The 17,380-nt window shown below is 64.8% G+C and carries 14 protein-coding genes; 9 read left to right on the top strand and 5 right to left on the bottom strand.

Annotated elements, in window-relative coordinates:
- Positions 1-34 precede the first annotated feature (34 nt).
- On the bottom strand, positions 35-1,342 hold the full coding sequence (locus tag AKN83_RS06105; protein WP_050400822.1) for a UDP-glucose dehydrogenase family protein: 1,308 nt from the start codon (positions 1,340-1,342) through the stop codon (positions 35-37).
- A 395-nt stretch (positions 1,343-1,737) separates the two neighbouring features.
- Here AKN83_RS06105 and AKN83_RS06100 point away from each other — a divergent pair, with 395 nt between their 5' ends.
- Positions 1,738-3,918, top strand: a complete 2,181-nt coding sequence (locus tag AKN83_RS06100; RefSeq protein WP_244521902.1) for a glycosyltransferase family 2 protein — start codon at positions 1,738-1,740, stop codon at positions 3,916-3,918.
- Here AKN83_RS06100 and AKN83_RS06095 read toward each other — a convergent pair.
- Both AKN83_RS06095 and AKN83_RS06090 read right to left on the bottom strand, forming a co-directional pair.
- Entirely contained in the window at positions 3,859-6,414 is a 2,556-nt protein-coding gene (locus AKN83_RS06095; RefSeq protein ID WP_050400820.1) for a glycosyltransferase family 2 protein, read from the bottom strand. The genes AKN83_RS06100 and AKN83_RS06095 overlap by 60 nt on opposite strands.
- A gap of 25 nt (positions 6,415-6,439) precedes the next feature.
- On the bottom strand, positions 6,440-7,375 hold the full coding sequence (locus tag AKN83_RS06090) for a hypothetical protein (RefSeq protein ID WP_050400819.1): 936 nt from the start codon (positions 7,373-7,375) through the stop codon (positions 6,440-6,442).
- A 197-nt stretch (positions 7,376-7,572) separates the two neighbouring features.
- Here AKN83_RS06090 and AKN83_RS06085 point away from each other — a divergent pair, with 197 nt between their 5' ends.
- The 4 genes from AKN83_RS06085 to galE all read left to right on the top strand — a co-directional run bounded on the left by AKN83_RS06085 (position 7,573) and on the right by galE (position 11,470).
- Entirely contained in the window at positions 7,573-8,808 is a 1,236-nt protein-coding gene (locus AKN83_RS06085) for a glycosyltransferase family 4 protein (RefSeq protein WP_050400838.1), read from the top strand.
- 15 nt (positions 8,809-8,823) lie between these two features.
- Positions 8,824-9,486: a ParA family protein gene (locus tag AKN83_RS06080; RefSeq protein ID WP_050400818.1), complete on the top strand. Its 663-nt coding sequence runs from the start codon at positions 8,824-8,826 to the stop codon at positions 9,484-9,486.
- Between the two features lie 187 nt (positions 9,487-9,673).
- Positions 9,674-10,303 carry a transglutaminase-like cysteine peptidase gene (locus AKN83_RS06075; RefSeq protein ID WP_050400817.1) on the top strand — a complete coding sequence of 210 codons (630 nt, stop codon included), beginning with the start codon at positions 9,674-9,676 and terminating at the stop codon, positions 10,301-10,303.
- Positions 10,304-10,474: 171 nt separating this feature from the next.
- The gene (gene galE, locus AKN83_RS06070; protein WP_050400816.1) at positions 10,475-11,470 is read left to right on the top strand and encodes a UDP-glucose 4-epimerase GalE; all 996 of its coding nucleotides are present in this window, start codon (positions 10,475-10,477) and stop codon (positions 11,468-11,470) included.
- A gap of 89 nt (positions 11,471-11,559) precedes the next feature.
- On the opposite strand, the gene AKN83_RS06065 is transcribed toward galE, so the two are convergent.
- Positions 11,560-11,928 carry a hypothetical protein gene (locus AKN83_RS06065; protein ID WP_063695205.1) on the bottom strand — a complete coding sequence of 123 codons (369 nt, stop codon included), beginning with the start codon at positions 11,926-11,928 and terminating at the stop codon, positions 11,560-11,562.
- Positions 11,929-12,290: 362 nt separating this feature from the next.
- Between AKN83_RS06065 and AKN83_RS06060 the strand changes: the two genes are divergently transcribed.
- From AKN83_RS06060 to AKN83_RS40455, 3 genes are all read left to right on the top strand, one after another.
- On the top strand, positions 12,291-12,953 hold the full coding sequence (locus AKN83_RS06060; RefSeq protein WP_050400815.1) for a response regulator transcription factor: 663 nt from the start codon (positions 12,291-12,293) through the stop codon (positions 12,951-12,953).
- Between the two features lie 218 nt (positions 12,954-13,171).
- Complete coding sequence (locus AKN83_RS06055) at positions 13,172-14,548, top strand: sensor histidine kinase (RefSeq protein ID WP_050400814.1); 1,377 nt, start codon at positions 13,172-13,174, stop codon at positions 14,546-14,548.
- A 122-nt stretch (positions 14,549-14,670) separates the two neighbouring features.
- Positions 14,671-14,841, top strand: coding sequence for a hypothetical protein (locus tag AKN83_RS40455; RefSeq protein WP_172803493.1), 171 nt, complete (start codon positions 14,671-14,673; stop codon positions 14,839-14,841).
- Between the two features lie 141 nt (positions 14,842-14,982).
- Here the strand turns inward: AKN83_RS40455 and AKN83_RS41860 are convergent, their stop codons facing one another.
- Positions 14,983-15,105, bottom strand: a complete 123-nt coding sequence (locus AKN83_RS41860; protein ID WP_347336816.1) for a hypothetical protein — start codon at positions 15,103-15,105, stop codon at positions 14,983-14,985.
- Between the two features lie 814 nt (positions 15,106-15,919).
- Between AKN83_RS41860 and AKN83_RS06050 the strand changes: the two genes are divergently transcribed.
- Positions 15,920-17,314: a hypothetical protein gene (locus tag AKN83_RS06050; protein ID WP_050400813.1), complete on the top strand. Its 1,395-nt coding sequence runs from the start codon at positions 15,920-15,922 to the stop codon at positions 17,312-17,314.
- Positions 17,315-17,380 lie beyond the last annotated feature (66 nt).

Genomic DNA, 17,380 nt, shown 5'->3' with positions numbered 1-17,380 from the left:
CGCGCTTTGGAGTTGGACGGCGTTGAACGGCCGCTCAGCGCGGCCGGCCGATGCTGTCGTAGGTGAAGCCGTGCGCGGCCATCTCGTCCGGACGGTAGATGTTGCGCAGGTCGACGACGACAGGATGCTTCATTTCCTGCTTGATGCGCTTGAGATCGAGCGCGCGGAACTGGCGCCACTCGGTCACGATCACCAGCCCGTCGGCCTGACGGGCGCATTCATAGGCGTCCTTGCAGTACTCGATCTCGGGCAATTCCTTGCGGGCCTGCTCCATGCCGACCGGATCGTAGGCCCGAACCTTCGCACCGAAGTCGATCAGGCCGTTGATCAACGGGATCGAGGGTGCCTCGCGCATGTCGTCGGTATCGGGCTTGAACGTCAGGCCGAGCACGCCGATCGTCTTGCCGCGCAGCTCGCCTCCGAGCACGTTGGCGACCTTGCGCGCCATCGCGCGCTTGCGGTTGTCGTTGGCGGTCAGCGTGGCTTCGACGATCTTCAGCTGGACGTCGTGATCGAGCGCCGTCTTGAACAGCGCACGGGTATCCTTCGGGAAGCACGAGCCGCCATAGCCCGCGCCGGCATGCAGGAACTTGGTCCCGATCCGGTTGTCGAGCCCGATGCCGCGCGCGACTTCCTGGACGTTTGCCCCGACCTTTTCAGAGAGATCGGCGATCTCGTTGATGAAGGTGATCTTGGTGGCGAGGAACGCATTTGCGGCGTATTTGATCAATTCCGCCGTGCGTCGCGCGGTATAGAGGATCGGCGCCTGGTTCAAATAGAGCGGGCGATAGACTTCGCCCATCACCTTCTTGGCCCGCTCGTCCTCGGTGCCGACGACGATCCGGTCGGGATGGCGAAAATCCTGGATTGCGGCGCCTTCGCGCAGGAATTCGGGGTTCGAAGCAACCGCGAAATCCGCGTCAGGACTGGTCTCGCGGATCAGGCGCTCCACCTCGTCGCCGGTGCCCACCGGCACGGTCGACTTCGTCACCACCACGGTGAACTTCTTGAGCGCTGCGCCGATCTCCTTGGCGGCCGCATAGACGTAGCTCAGGTCCGCATGGCCATCGCCGCGCCGCGAGGGCGTTCCCACCGCGATGAACACGGCATCGGCGTCGCCGACGGCGCCCGCAAGCTCCGTCGTGAAGGTCAGCCGGCCGGCGGCGGCATTGGTCTCGACGAGCTTATCGAGGTCGGTTTCGTAGATCGGGATCTTGCCGCGCTTCAGGGCCTCGATCTTGCCGGCGTCCTTGTCGACACAAACGACCTGATGGCCGAAATCGGCGAAACACGCTCCGGATACGAGACCTACATATCCCGTTCCAACCATTGCAATCTTCATGAATCCGCTCGTCGATCAGTGTGGAGAGGAGGAGTTAGCACTAGCACAATTGGCGCCGATAACGCCAAGTTTTATAACGTATGGTTTGTGTTGGAGCTCGGCGGCTTTTTGTGCAAGCGGTGATGGCGCGAGTGCAGTTGAGCGCTCGCTAATCACCTTGGGCGCGCCATGGACACATTCTCAACTTGAAATCGACCGACAATCGAGCCGACGTTTGAGGGGTGGACATGAGCACGAAGACGATTGGCAAGCAGAGGCCCTCAGGAGCTGAATACGCGTCGTTGCAAACGCAATTCTCCAGATACGATCGCACGACGTTTTCTGGATTTGTTTATGATCGCGCCGATCCGACCCGACGCTATGCCGTCGAACTGCTGGTCGACGGCGAGCCATACATGTCATCATTGTGTGACGAGTTTGTAACACAGCTTGCCGACGCCGGAATCGGCGACGGCCGGTTTGGCTTTACCTTCAACGTGCAGGACGAGGTCAGCTCGAATGCTGCGATCATCGAGGCAAGACTGGCCAATATCGGAAGTCCCGTCGGTGCTCCGATTCGCTGCGATGTCGCTGCACCGGACGCGCAGTGGCACCGTATCGGCGAGATCAAATGGGCCGGCGGCTTGCGCTTCGAGGGCTGGCTTGCGCAGGACGTCGACGAGGACATCGAGATCCTGATCGCGCAGCGCCCGGTGATGACCGTGAAGCCGACCGGGTGGACCAACGTTGCGCGCGGCAGCGAGTTCGGCGTCGGCCGTCGGATCGATTTTCATCTGCCTGAGCACTTTGCCGACGGTCGCGTGCGCGGGCTGTCCGCGCGGACGGTTTCGGGACGGAGCCTGATCGCGGAGCCGGTTGCATTCGTGGCCTTCGAGCGCGGCCTGGAGCAGACCATCGCGGAGCTCGGACGCTGGGACAGCGAGCGGCTGCGCGGACGATTGTTCGATCAGCTCCTGCCTGCCTCGGTGCCGTTTCACAGCTATCCTGGCTGGAAAGAGCGGTTCTCACCGCCGACGCCGCCACCACAGTCCGATGTGCTGTCCGAGGCCGCGGTCGTCCTGATCGGCGAGGCCAGGGTGGACGAAAGCATCGAGAGCCTGGAGGCGCAACGCCACGCGGCCTGGTCGGCGGTGTGCCTGCCGGCGCGTGGATTCAGTCAGTTCGCCCCTGACGCCGCGCGCGAGTTCGTCGACGGCGATGCCGCGAGCAGCGCGTTCTTCGTGTTCTGCCTGAGCGGAACGATTCTCGCGGAAGATGCCTTGCAGCGCTTCGCTGATGTGTTCGCGTCCGAGCCCAGTTGCGATCTCGTCTATGGCGACGTCGAGGTTTCGGCCGGCGCCGGCGCGGTCTGGCCGCTGCTGCTTTCGGCATTCGATCTCGAACGTGCGCTCGAGCAGGGCTATGGCGCGTATTGCTTTGCGGTGCGCCGGGAACGCGCCGTGGCAGCGCTGCGATCGGCGGCGTCGCTCTACGACATCTTCATTGGCTGCATGGAGCGTGAGCGAACTTATCACCTGCCGGGATCTGTCGCGGCGTTGCCGCCCATCGATGCGTCCGCCGCAACCGCCGAACTGGTCGCGGCAAGCAAAGCCTATTTCGCCAGGACCGGCGTCGAGGCGAATGTCGAGCCGCGGAAAGCTGGTCTTCTTCCGGCCGTTCGGGTCAAACGTGCGGTCGATTGGAACGAGCGCACCACCATCATCATCCCGACCAGAAATCGCGCCGAACTGCTCAAGCGGTGCATCGAGACGGTCTTGCCGGCCGCGCATGAGACCAACGCCCGGATTCTCGTCGTCGACAACAGCTCGAGCGAGCCGGAGGCGCTGGACTATCTGGAGGGTCTTTCGGCGGATGAGATCGATGTCATTTCGGTCGAGGGTCCGTTCAACTTCGCAGCCATCAACAATGCTGCCGTCGATTGCGTCGATACCGACAACATCTGCTTCCTCAACAACGACGTGCAGGCGCTCGACGACGGCTGGCTGGCGGAGATGCTGTGGCGGCTCGCCGCTCCCGATGTGGGCGCCGTCGGCGCAAAGCTGCTCTGGCCGAGCAGCGTCGTGCAGCATGGCGGGGTGGTGCTCGGCGCCAATTTCTCCGCCGCGCACGCCTTCAACGACCGGATGGATGGTGATCCCGGCTATGGTGATCTGCTCCAGGTGGCGCACGAATGTTCGGCGGTGACGGCCGCGTGCCTCTTGATGCGCAAGCGCGACTTCGTGGCGGTCGGCGGCATGGATGAGATCCGCTTTCCGATCAGTTTCAACGATATCGATTTGTGCCTGAAGCTGCGCCAGCTCGGAAAGCGGATCGTATTCACGCCGGACGCCAAACTCGTTCACCTGGAATCGGCAAGCCGGGGCCGCGATTCCGCGCCGGACCGCAAGGCCCGCTTCGGGCATGAGCTGGCGATGCTGCGCGCGAAGTGGGGCGAGGTGCTGCTCGACGATCCCTATTACAGCCCGCTGCTGGGGCTGGATTCGACGCCGTTCTCTTCGATGGCATGGCCGCCGCGGTCATGGAAGCCGCGCGCCAACCTCAAGCCGGTGCCGACCACTCCTCCGATCGGGATGTAGCCGCACGTCCTCGACCACCCAGTCGAGGACGGCGGCAGCCGCATCACCGGCGTCGAGGCCGGGCTGCAGCTTCAGGTCGGTCGTTCGGCCACGTCCCGGTGGCGTTGGAAGCCATTCCGTCGTGGCCGCCGGCAATCCGGTCGCCAGCAGCGCGTCCACCAGCGGATGTCCAAATGCCGGTTCGCCGACGTCGAGCACCAGTTTCGTGATGCCGTGACCTTCGATGAGGGTGGCGACGTCGTCGACGGCGATTGCGCCGGTGACCATGACGTTTGTCCGCTGCATCAGCTTGAGATCGTCGAGGGTGGTGCCGAGCACGATGATCCCGGCGTCTGCATCGGCATCGGCCATTTGATCGCTGAGCGCTCTGACGAAACGAAATTCCGCCGCGTTGCCGTGCAGGGCAAGCAGGCCGAGGCGCGCCGGGCCGCTGACGGCAGAATATCGCGCCGGCCGCGCCGACGGGTCGCTAGGCCTGACCACTTCCAGGCCGAGAACCGATACTGAAAAGGCGGCCGCGGCTTCGCCGATCGCGATCACGCGTCGGGCCCCTTCGACGAGACCGGTCCATTCCGGATGGAGGCCCGATCCGATCGCGGCGCGCGCGGCAAGTCTGGTGTCGGTGATCAGGAGCTCGTAGGCGAAATGTTGCGTGAGCTGCGCGAGACATGCGCCGGGGATGCGGTTCGGCTCCGCAATCTCCAGCGAACGGATTCGCAGATCGACGAGCAGCTTCAGGAGAGCGTCGCGGCCCTCTGGCGTCGCAACGTCGAGTGCGATCGACTGCGGAGCTCCGCCATCCGGGGCGAAGATCGCAGCCGGTTGGCGTCGTCCGTCGCCGCGGAAGTGCACGATCAGACCGCGCGTGCCTTGCGCCGCAAGCTGTCTGCACCGCCTGGTGGCAATCTCGCAGCCGATGGCAGAACCGCAGAGGATGACATGCGGGGCGGCGGTGTGCTGTTCGTTGGCGAGCAGTTTGAGCTCGAGCGCCGCGCGGCAATCGCGCAGCGGATCGGCGAGCAGGAATGCCGCGCACTCCGTCGCATAGCGCCGGTACCGGTGCTCGAGCACGCGAAGATTACGCAGCACCAGCGAACGCTTCTCGCCAAGAAACGAGCGCGAGCCTTCGTGGCCGACAAAGACCGAAGGGATGCACACGTTGCGGAAGCCGGCCTCCGCGGCGCGCAGGCAGAAGTCGACGTCTTCGAGATAGCCGCGATAGAAGTCGTCGGAGAGCGCATGCACGGCGTCGAGGCATTCGCGGGTGATGTAGAGACAGAACCCGATGCCGTTGGGAATGTCGATTGCGATCCCGGAATTTGCAGTGCCCGCAAGCTCGTCCAGCAATTCCAGCTCGTCGGGCAAGGGCAGGGGATTCGACCGGTTCGCAACCGGAAAGCTGGTATATTCGCCGTTGTTCGAGAGCGGGGTCGCGGTGCCGACGCCCGGCGTCGATTGCACGGCGCTTCGCAAGCGTTGCAGCGCGCCTTTCGGCAGTATCGTATCCGAGTTCAGCAGCACGACGTCGCCGGTATCAGTCTCGCCAAGCGCCCGGTTGACCGCGCCGACAAAGCCGAGATTGTGCGCGTTGGTCAGCAGCCGGATGCGCTGCTCGGACGCCAGCTCGCCGAGCAGGTGCTTGATGTCGGGCTCGGGCGAGGCATCATCGACCACGACGATGGTCGCGCCCGGCGTGCAGGCGACCGCAGTCGATGCGCTCTCGATGCAGGCGCGCGTCGCGGCGAAATCCCGGTAGACCGGGATGATGATGGTGAGCGGAGGCGTTTCGGCGCTCTCGGCGCGAGGCGGCCGTTGCGGCGCGTTGCGGCGATCCGGCGCGCGGTTGGCCGGCAGCTGAATGCTCGCGATGACGCGGCCCGCCTGTGCGATCTCGAGGCGTTGCGAGGTCGTGGACGCCGGCCGCATCAGACGGAAGCTCGCAGCGCGTCGCCCGTTGAGCGCAAACCTGTGACCGGGATCGGCGGGAAGCCGGACGGTGCTGGATTGATCCGCCTGCGCCAGCGAGAGGTGTGGATCGTCTTCGCCTCGCCACGTCACCCATCCCTTCACCTCCTCATCGCGGAAGTCGATACGGGCGCAGGCGTCCTGACCGCTCTGCTCCAGCAGCAGCAGCGCGCTCCTGACTGAGTCCGGATCGTCATCGCGCCGTGCGACGCTTCGCGCGGCTTCGATCTGCGCAAGGCCGTCGCCCCAAGCCATCATGCGCCGCGCGGCGGCAAGATCGTCCGGTTCCAGTTCGAGCGCCTTGGCGATGCTGGCGACCGCCGCATCCATGAGGTCGAGGCGAAACAGCGCTTCGGCGCGCAGCAAATGGGCGCGGGCGCCCGGATGCGGCAAGATCCGGCAGCGGCGGTCGGCGAGCGCGAATGCGCGACGGAAATCTCGTGCCTCGAGCGCCCCGACCGCGGCCCGCTCGAGATCGACATGGTGGAGCGTTCTGGAGGTAAAGGCGGGCCTGGGCGCGTCGGCGGTCAAGTGTCGCCCTTATCTGCCCGCATGGTCAGCCCGCCGTCTTGACGGCGTTCTGCCGGCTCCGGAACACGCGCACCCGTCCCTCGAGGCGCGGTGCCTCCTGGCGCGGCATCGGGGCGGCGGGTTCAGCGGGCCTTGGCTGTCGGGGCGCGAGGGGCGCTGCCTGCACCCGGTGCTCTTCGAGACTGAGCTTGAGGCCCACCAGCGGTTCCCGGCCCGAAGGGCCCGATACGACAATCCGGTTCCCGGTGACGCGCAAGGCGGGAGCCCCGAGGAAGATGGTCTCGGCGGCAATGGCGTAGCGATCCGCGCCGGGTCCCGTGGCCTCCAGCGAGAGCCCCGTGATGGCCAGCGCGCGGCCCCGGGTTCCGGCAAAGGTTCCGAGCGGAACGAACTGGTTGTCACCGCGCTGCGGCCTGGCGAACTTGACGGCATATTGCAGATTGAGGTCGTGCGGCTTGTTCGGCCAATCGAGCGCAATCCCCTCGATTCGGGCGGGTGCGGCGGGCCCTGCAATCCACGTATTCGGGCCGACCGTCACGTCACCCAGACCCGCGACATGCGCGAGCAGCTTGAGATCGCTCAATTCGTCGGGGCCAGCGTCGGGCTCGTAGGTGCCGAATGGCTGGCCGGCCGGCTGACCGATCGGCTGCACGGCCGGTTGTCCCTGCGTCAGCGGTTCGATCTTGATATTGGCGGCGGTCGAGCCACCGGCGCGCCCCGCCGTGACCTCGACGATCAGGCGGCTGGGCCGGGCCACCGACACGACCAGCGCGGTCTCGGGCGCAAACAGGGTTCCATTGGCCGCATCGGGTCCGGTAATAATGTTACAATTGTTAAGGCTGGCGCGATCGGCGTAGACGCGCACCACCGGAGGTGATGTCTTGTCGTCCGCGCCATTGTAGCGAACCAGGAAAAGACCCCGTGCCAGGTCAATGGTTTTCTGCTGAATCTGTTCGTTCATGGTCGCCTGCGAGCCTGACGGAATGGGTCGAGATGGTTCTCACACAGTGTGCCCCAAAAATTGGTGTGATAGAAGGGGGCTTAATGTTAATCCGGTGAGATAGTTCGCACGTGCATATCGAAGACACCCTGCCGGTCATGATCTCGGATCTGACCTCAATCGGAGACCGCGCGGCCGGGGGGCGCGCCCGCCCGCCAATGAACGTCCTGTTCGTCCACAACAACTTCCCAGCCCAGTACCGCCACATTGCGCGTGCGCTCGCGGAGCAGCCCGGCAACAAGGTCGTTGCGGTCGGATCGTCGACCGCCAGCACGACGCGGGATATCCGGCTGCTCAAATATTCGACGACCAAATCGGACTCCGCGATGGTGCATCCCTTTGCCCGCCGCTTCGATGTCGAGGCGCGGCGTGCCGAAGAGGTGCTGTATGCGCTGTCGTCGCTGTCGGGGCAGGGCTTCGTGCCCGACCTGATCTTCGCGCATCCCGGTTGGGGGGAGACGCTGCCGTTGCGCACGATGTTTCCGAAAGCGCGGATCATCCTCTATTGCGAATTCTATTACGGCGCCGAAGGCAGGGACGTCGGCTTCGATCCCGAGTTTCCGATGACGGGCCTCGACGGCAATGTCGCACTTCACTTGAAGAACGCGACGACGCTGCTGGCGCTCACCGAATGCGATTCCGGCGTTTCGCCGACGCCATGGCAGCGGTCGACCTTTCCCCGCGAATTTCAGAGCAAGATCGAGGTGATCCACGAGGGCGTCGACACCGATGAGGTGAAGCCCAATCCGGTCGCCAGCTTTCAGCTTCCGAACGGCGCGACGCTGTCGGCGGACGACGAGGTGATCACCTACGTCTCGCGCAATCTGGAGCCGGTGCGCGGATTCCATGTCTTCATGCGATCGTTGCCGCGGATCATGGCCGCGCGGCCGAATGCGCAGGTGGTGATCGTCGGCGGCAGCGGGACATCCTACGGCGCCAATCCGCCGAAGGGATCTAGCTGGAAGTCGATGTTCCTGGACGAGATCAGGTCGGACATTGATCTCCGCCGCGTGCATTTCCTCGGCCGGATTCCCCGGGACCAGTATCTTGCGCTGCTGCAGATCTCCTCGGTGCACGTCTATCTGACCTATCCCTTCGTGCTGTCATGGTCGCTGCTGGAGGCCATGAGTGCGGGATGTGCGGTGGTGGCATCGGACACCGCCCCGCTTCGCGATATCATCTCGGATGGCAACGGCCTGCTGGCGCCGTTCTTTGACATTGGTGCGCTGTCCGATCAGGTGGTCTCGGTGCTGTCACGGCCGAAAGCCTTCAAGAAGATGCGAATGAAGGCGAGGAGCTTTGTGCGAGACAATTACGACGCAAAGCGGGTCTGTCTGCCCCGGATGCTGACGCTCGTCGATGAAGGTGTCCTCCCGCGCACGCACGGCGGATAACGCCAGGAGCTAGCGATGCCGCTTGTCATCTCGGTTGCCCAGCGCAAGGGCGGGGTCGGAAAGACAACGCTTGCGGTCCTGCTGGCCGCAGAACTGGACCGGCGTACCGGCGTGGTGGGATTGGTCGACGCCGATTCCCAGGCCTCCGCCTGTCACTGGGCCGAGCCCGGCAATTTGTCGTTTCCGGTCTACCAGCTCGATCCGGAAACCCGGCCCGTCGCCGAATGGGCCAGGCTGATGCGCCAGATTCCGCATCAGATCATCGTCGTCGATTCCGCGCCCAATGATCGGGTGCTGGGTGCCGTGCTCGCGGTCGCCAACATCGTGCTGATGCCATGTACGCCTTCCGGCCTCGACATCGAGGCCACCGCGCGGACGATCGACATCGTGCGGGAGGTGCGTGCCGCGCGGCGCACGGCGCTGCGCGCCATGATCGTGCCGAACCGCGTCGACCAGCGCACGCTTGAAGGCCAGCAGCTGATCGAGGAGCTGGATGCGCTCGACGAGGAGATCGGGCCGATGATCGGAAGCCGCTCGGCCTATGTTCGCGCGGTCGCGCTCGGTCAATCGGTCGCCGATTTCGCCAGCGGCACGCCCGCGGATATCGAGATCAAGAAACTCGCCGACCTCGTCATGAGCTGGTGCGGGATCGCACCCCGGCAGCGCGTGACGGTCTAGAATCGCGATCCGTCGACCTGTACGCGCGTGATCATTGGGCAGCCGAAGGGCTTGCCGGCGCGGCAATCCGGCTTGGTTAACCGAGTGCTCGCGCGCATCCGGGCATTTGAGGCAAATGCCGCCGCGCGCTTGAGCGTGGGCTCAAGACATTTCCCGTACATGCTTCCCGTCACGGTGGGAGGGAAGAATGTACAACGTCAAGAGAGTGATGGCCTTGCTGCTGGCCATCGTCGCGCTCGGGACCAGCGCGCAGCAGACCCGGGCTGCAATGATCGGCTCGCCGCTGCCGCTGCGCGGCATGGTCGAGAAGATCAGCTTCAGCGAGCCGACGCTGGCGCCGATGGCCTACATGATGTTTTGCATGCGCTATGCCGACGAGTGCAAGCCGAAAGCCCGCGCCCGCATGGTGTTCCGCGGCGGCGCCACACGTCTGACCAAGCAGCGCATGGCCGACCTGATCGAGGTCAATGCCGCGGTCAATCGCAGCATCGCGCCACAGCGCAACGAGCGCGGCCTCGCCGGCGAGGAATGGCTGATCAATCCGGCACGCGGCGACTGCAACGACTATGCCGTCAGCAAGCGCCACGAGCTGCTGGCGCGCGGCTGGCCGATGCGCAACTTGCTGCTGAGCGAGGTCGTGACCTCCTGGGGCGAGCATCATCTCGTGCTGGTGGTCCGCGCCCAGGGCGGCGATGTCGTGCTCGACAATCTGAACGCGCAGATCCGCAACTGGTCGCAGGCGCACTATCGCTGGGTCAGGATGCAAACCCCCGCGAACCCCGATCGCTGGGCCGCCCTCGCACAGGCTGGCGTCTGACATCCGGGTTGGCCGACGCGCCGCCGGAGGCGCGTTAACCGTCACTGCGGCGCTAAATCCGTTCGGTCTTAACGCTATTCTCACCGTCATTTTGCCGCGCCAGGCGGAATGTCGTACCCATCATTGCGTTTGTTGAGGCGCGGGATCGGTCTGCGCAGGACGGCATTTTCAATGGCGAGCAGGGGTTCGATCCTCATCACGGGCGGCGCGGGATACATCGGATCCCATTGCGCCAAGGCGGTCGCCGAGGCCGGGTTTATCCCGGTCGTCTACGACAACCTCTCCACCGGCCATCGCAACTTCGTGCAATGGGGGCCGCTCGTAACCGGCGATGTCGCCGACCACGAGCGGGTCACTGCCACCATCCGCGGGCACGATGCGCTGGCCGTGATGCACTTCGCCGCGTTCAGCGCGGTCGGCGAGTCCGTCGCGGATCCGCAGAAATACTACAGCAACAATGTTGACGGCACGATCGGCCTGCTGCGCGGCATGCGCGAGGCCGGCTGCGACCGTCTGGTGTTCTCCTCTACCGGCGCCGTCTACGGCAATGCCGGGCGCGATCCGATTCCCGAGAGCGCCGCGGGGCCTAGCGTCAATCCCTACGGCCGCTCCAAGTTCATGATCGAGCAGATCCTCGATGATTATCGCGCCGCCTATCGGTTCAAATCGGTCTGCCTGCGTTATTTCAACGCCTGCGGCGCCGATGCCTCCGGCACCATCGGCGAGCTCCGCGATCCCGAGACGCATTTGATTCCGCGCGCGCTGATGGCGCTGCTCGGGCACGTGCCGGACTTTGCGATCTTCGGCGAGGATTATGACACGCCCGACGGCACTGCGGTGCGCGACTACATCCATGTCGACGATCTCGCCGCCGCCCATATCGCGGCGCTCGAGCTCTTGTTGAAGGGCGACGCCGGCGGCGTGTTCAACCTCGGCACCGGCACCGGCTATTCGGTGCGCGAGGTGCTCGACGCGATCCGTGCCGAGACCGGTGAAGCGGTGCCGAGCGTGGTGCGCGAACGCAGGGCAGGCGATCCGCCGATCCTGGTCGCCGATCCCTCGAAATCGGAACGCGGCCTCGGCTTCAAGGCGAGCCGGTCGGATCTCGGCCACATCATTCGCTCGGCCTGGGCCTGGCACCAGAAGGCGCATCCGCGCCGGCGATAGGGCATGATCCGGAAAAGTGCGAAGCGGTTTTCCGTCACGACAACGCGGAGCGCGTTTGCGCGGAGATCATGCCGCAAAATGGCGGAAGACTAGGCTGTGTCCGTGCGCGACCTGAGCCGGCCGAACTGGCTGCGCAGCACCAGCAGGATGAGGTGACCTGCGCCGATGCCGGCAAGACCTCCCGACACCTTGACGATCGCGTCAAGCAGGCGGCCGTGACGGTCCGGTGTCAGCAGTTGCATCGCCTCGAGTGTGAACGAGCTGAAGACGACGAACAGCACGATCAGCGCGGTACGCCGCGGGTAGCCTACGACAAAGGCCATCGCCATCACTGCATATGCGGCGAAGCGTTCGGTCTGAGGGGGAAAAAACGACGGACGGTCCTGGATCGGCGACAGCGTCACGAAGGCAATAAAGGCGAGCGCAAGCCAGCCTGCAATCACGCCGAACTTCCGCATCTGTGAAATATGCAACAAAGTATTTCCGGTCCTGTACCGCAGACGACCCCCTCGCTGAATTAGCGCATCACTCGTGTTCGCGACATGGAAATGGTCGTCGAAGGTTAACTTGGCGGCCGACTGTGGCCGACATGACGCGCCGTTTCCTTGCCACGTCATCGGTATAAAAATACCCTAAACTGAAACTCAGTCCCACTCGGTGCGCATCTCCCAGCGGGAACCCGTCGCGCTTGCGTGGGTTCCCGGGATGGTGCACCTGACGAAAAAATAAGGTTTCGCCTGCGGCTCCATTCATAGGCCGTTCACGGCCGGAAGCCTCATTTGATGCCGGAATATCGCAATGCTCACTCTCGGAGGCTAAAGTGCGTCTGCTCGTCGTTGAGGATGACCCGGATCTGAACCGCCAACTCACCACCGCGCTCACGGACGCCGGCTATGTGGTCGATCGCGCGTTCGACGGCGAGGAGGGGCATTTCCTTGGCGACAGCGAGCCCTACGACGCCGTCGTGCTGGATATCGGCCTGCCGAAGATGGACGGTATCTCGGTGCTCGAAGCCTGGCGGCGGAACAAGCGGGTGATGCCGGTGCTGATTCTCACCGCGCGCGACCGCTGGAGCGACAAGGTTCAGGGCTTCGATGCCGGCGCCGACGACTATGTCGCCAAGCCCTTCCATCTGGAGGAGGTGCTGGCGCGGATCCGCGCGCTGCTGCGCCGCGCGACCGGGCACGCCCAGGTCGAGCTGGTCTGCGGGCCGGTGGTGCTCAACACCCGGACCAAGCGGGTCACCGTCAACGGCAACCCGATCAAGCTCACCTCGCACGAGTACAATCTGCTCGATTATCTGATGCACCATACCGGGCGGGTGGTCTCGCGCACCGAGCTGGTCGAACATCTCTACGACCAGGACTTCGACCGCGATTCCAACACCATCGAGGTGTTCGTCGGCCGCATCCGCAAGAAGCTGGAAGTCGATATCATCCAGACTGTTCGCGGCCTCGGCTATATGCTGTCCGCGCCGACCTAAACCATTTTCGAGCGAAGTGGCTGCTTGTTCGCTCGCGTGAAGAAAGCGCGACTGAACAAAAGGATGCGGGCATGTCCTGTTCAATCGGATCATGCTCTTGAAGCGCTTGATCGGCGTGCACGGGCATTGGCATGATCTGCGCCGGGAGAACTGGATTCGCCGATGTTTGAATCCCTGACGTCTGTTGCCGCTGACACGCTGTTCGAGCCCGTGCTCTGATGGGCGGCAGCTCGCTTGCGACCCGCCTGTTCGTCTCGGCGACCGCCTGGGTGGTGGTGATCCTGGCGATCACCGGCGTCATCCTGTCGTCGGTCTATCGCGACGCCACCGAGCGTGCCTTCGACCGGCGGCTCAACCTCTATCTGCGCACCCTGATCGCCGAGGTGGCGACACCTGACGAGCCGGCGGACCGTCAGTTCCAGTCGCTCGGCGAACCGCTGTTCGACCTGCCGCTGTCGGGCTGGTACTGGCAGATCACCCGCACCGATACCGAGAAGGGCGAGACCCGCGCCTCGCGCTCGTTGTGGGACAAGAAGCTGCCCAAGCTCGAAGACCACGGCGCCGAGCTGACCGCCGCCGGCGTCCGCCTCGGCTATGTCGACGGACCCGAAGGCCAGAGCCTGCGCGTGGTCGAGCGGCCGGTCGATCTCGGCGCCGACGGCAAGTTCCTGGTCAGCGTCGCCGGCGATGCCACCGAGATCTTCGATGAGACGCGGAGCTTCGACTATTACCTCGGCGGCACCTTCGCTGCGCTGGGCATCGTGCTGCTGCTAACCACGATCTTCCAGGTGCGCTACGGCCTGGCGCCGCTCAAGCGCATATCGGATGCGATCGCCGATATCCGCTCCGGCCGCGCCGAGCGGCTCGAGGGCCGGTTTCCGGTCGAGATCGCGCCGCTGGCGCGCGAGACCAATGCCCTGATCGATGCCAACCGGGAGATCGTGGAGCGCTCGCGCACCCATGTCGGCAACCTCGCCCATGCCATCAAGACCCCGCTGTCGGTGATCGTGAACGAGGCGGTCGCGCATGCCGACGATTCCTTCGCCAGCAAGGTGCTGGAGCAGGCCGACCTGATGCGTGATCAGGTCGCCCACCACCTCGAGCGTGCGCGGATCGCCGCGCGGGCCACCATCGTCAGCACCATCACCGACGTCGCCCCCGTGATCGAGGCGCTGCGCCGGACCATGGAGAAGATCCATCGCGACCGCGACCTTTCCATCGAGGCGAAGGCCGATCCGGCGGCGCGGTTTCGCGGCGAGCGGCAGGACCTCGAGGAGATGGTCGGCAATCTCGTCGACAACGCCTGCAAATGGGCGGCCTCCCAGGTGTTCATCGAGGTCGGCGTGGTCCCGCCGGAGGCGTCCGGCGCCGGTCCCAGGCTGCGCATCGTGGTCGACGACGATGGCCGCGGCCTGTCGGAGGCCGAGCGCGCCCAGGTGTCGCGGCGCGGCCAGCGGCTCGACGAATCCAAGCCCGGCTCGGGGCTCGGTCTGTCGATCGTGACCGATCTCGCCGGCCTCTATGGCGGCAAGCTCACCCTGGGCGACGCGCCAATCGGCGGCCTGCGGGCCGAGCTCGTGCTACCGGCGGTGTAGGACATGATTGCCCCTGATCTGGATCGAAGGATCTAGATCCAACCTTGGGTTCTCCGTGGGTGAACGGAGTTTCGGAAGTCGTATTGTGCGTGCAATCATCCCTTGGTCTCGGGAGACCGCTCATGAAGGACATGCAGACGCATTTGGAGAAGCTTCGTGTCGAGGCGGAAGAGTGCGAACTCATCAGCAGGCTGGCGACCAATAAGGTCAAGAAAGAACTGTTCGCCAAGTTGGCCGCACATCACCGGACTCTGGCCGATGAAGTCGAGCGGACCATGAAGGAATCCCGATAGGAACTTTGCGCTCCCATGTGGATTTACCGCCCCGTTCCCCGTAAGGAGCTGAGGGAGGAAAACGGTCACATGGGCCAAATTCGACGTCGGGTCAGACACACCAATTCACTTGAAGCGCGCCTCCTTGGGAGAGCCAGAGAGCTACGCGAACAGGCCGCAGCGCTCGCCCCCGGTATCGAGAGAGAAGCGCTCCTGAAGCTGGCCCGGCAGGCTGAGGCCGGCGCCAGCATGACCGAATGGCTGCGCGCTGCGGGCTTCAATCATCCGCGGCCTGAAGGCCGTTTGCCGACGTCACCCGTCAATCGCGTCGTACGCAACTTGCCCGGATGAAGGGGACGACGGGGATCGCGCTGAACAGGACGCGGCGCAGCAGCGCCTTGTGCGCGTCACCCACGGCTTTTCGTCGTAGCTGGATCACCACGCTGCTGCTGCGCGCCGTACGTGGCTCATTACAATTTCTGCCGCGTGCATGACGCGCAGTGGAGGGCGCCAGCTCTCGCGTTTGGTTTTGCTGAGCGGGTTTGGGCTATCGGCGCTTTGCTGAATGCCGCGCGCGCCGATGCCGAACCGGCCAAGGCTCGTGACGCGCAACTTCACTGTCCTGTGGCCGGCAGAGAAACGGCCCCAGCACCCTTGGAGGTGATGCTGGAGCCGTTCTTTATTCCCATTCTCACGCCGAACCGCCGGTTGCCTATAATTGACGGCCCATTCTGGGCTTGTAATTTGACCTTAATGAAACGCCCTGCCCAGTCCCGAAAGGATCGAATCAGCGGGCGGTTTCAGAAATCACCTGTGTGAATCAATCGTAAATAAATTGCCGCTTTTTCCCGGGTGTTTGACAAGTGTCTTGGTTCCCGAGAGCCGCGTCCGAAGAGGACGGCATCGGCTTGCGGAGGCGAGGAGAGCTCGCGGACAATCTTCGCAGACATCGTATGCGATTTGCAGCGCGGACGCGGCGCAGCCTTTCGGGCGGCGTCGCCGTCATTATTCCTAAACGCGTTCTTAACGCGCCCCCCTCTATCATCGCGGGCGGACGGGCTGCGGCGTTTGCCGGGCACTTGAGCTTTCACGACCGGGCATGAGCCAGAAATCGACCGAGCGGCTGAGGGACTATCTCGCGCAGCTTCCGCCGCAATCGCAGGCGCTGTTGATGCGGGAGCTGGAGCGCGCCGTCGAACGCGGCGATGACGTCGCGATCGCCAATCTGGTGCTGGAGCAGCTCCGCAAGATCGTGCGCGGGGCCGAGCAGGACGAGCAGATCCAGCCGCGCAGCGACGATCCGGCGCGGCTGCTGTTCCGGCCGCTCGAGCCGTTCCTCGCCGAGACCAATTTCCCGACCCGACCGGGCCAGCTGCGGCGTGCCTCGCTGCTGCCGATCTGGCAGTGGCTCGCCCGCGAGGGCGCGCCCGAGGCCGCCCGCGAATTCGAGACGGCGCTGGCGGCGGCCACCGAGAGCGGTCCGATGGAGATCGCCGCGCGCAAGTTCCAGCTCGCGGCCGCGGAAGCCATCATCAAGGTCGCGGGGCCGACGCAGGACGACCGTCAGCGCGCGCTGGCGCGTGTCGGTCCGCCAAGCGTTGTCGAGGACCTGCTGCCGATCGGCCTCGTCCTGCAGGCCCGTGAGGCGCTGGAAACCCTGGGCAGCCGGCTGCCGAGCCAGATCAGGGTGTTCTCCGATTCACAGATCGCCTCGGCGATGGAGGCGCTCAAGCTGCCGTCGCTGCAGACGCCGCAACTGCTGCCGTTCGCGCTGTCGTTGATTGCGCAGCGCCTTGCCGCGCCGTGGCAGCTCATCCGCCTTGCCGTCAAGATGGCGGCCTCCGACGACGAGCTGCGGGTCGCGGCAACGCCGTACGGGATTGCCGTCACCATCGCGCTGCATGATTTGTCATTCGTCGCGGCCTGCCTGCGCACCGACATCAAGCGCGGGCATTTCGATTATGTCGGCGACCAGCTCAAGACCCTGCATGACGGCGTCCGAGGCCTGCGCACCGAGCTCGACCTGCGCAACGACTCCACCTGGGGCCGCCAGCTGACGTCAGTTCGCGCCGATACCTCCAACGCGCTGCAATCGGAGATCGACAGCGTGCCCGGCCGGGTCCGCCGCATCCTGCGCCAGCGCGCCGACAAGGACATCACCGCCGGCGCCAGGATCGACCAGTCCGAGGTCGAGGACGCTGCCGCCCTGATCGATTTCGTCGCGGTGTGCCGCACCTATGCCAGCGAGCTCGCCATCAACGAGGTGACGCTGCGGACCTTCTCGGACCTGCAACATTATGTCGAGCAGGCGACCGAGGGGCTGGTGCAGTCGCTGCGCGGCGGCGAGCCCCGCGTCCGCGCCTTCCGCCAGCAGCAGGTCAAGGCCGCGATCCGCTTCTGCGAAGTGCTGTTCGGCCACGACTACGCCTCGCTGATGAACCGGGCGGCGGAGAATGCCGTCACCGGCGAGCGGAAGTCGTCGCGGGCGGGGTAGCTACTGTGATACGGCCCTATCGCAGTACGGAAGACGAGCATGGAAAAGGGGCTGCGCCGCGAGTGC

The organism is Bradyrhizobium embrapense, assembly GCF_001189235.2.
In the GTDB taxonomy this organism is placed as follows: domain Bacteria; phylum Pseudomonadota; class Alphaproteobacteria; order Rhizobiales; family Xanthobacteraceae; genus Bradyrhizobium; species Bradyrhizobium embrapense.
This window is presented reverse-complemented; position numbering and strand designations above follow the sequence as displayed.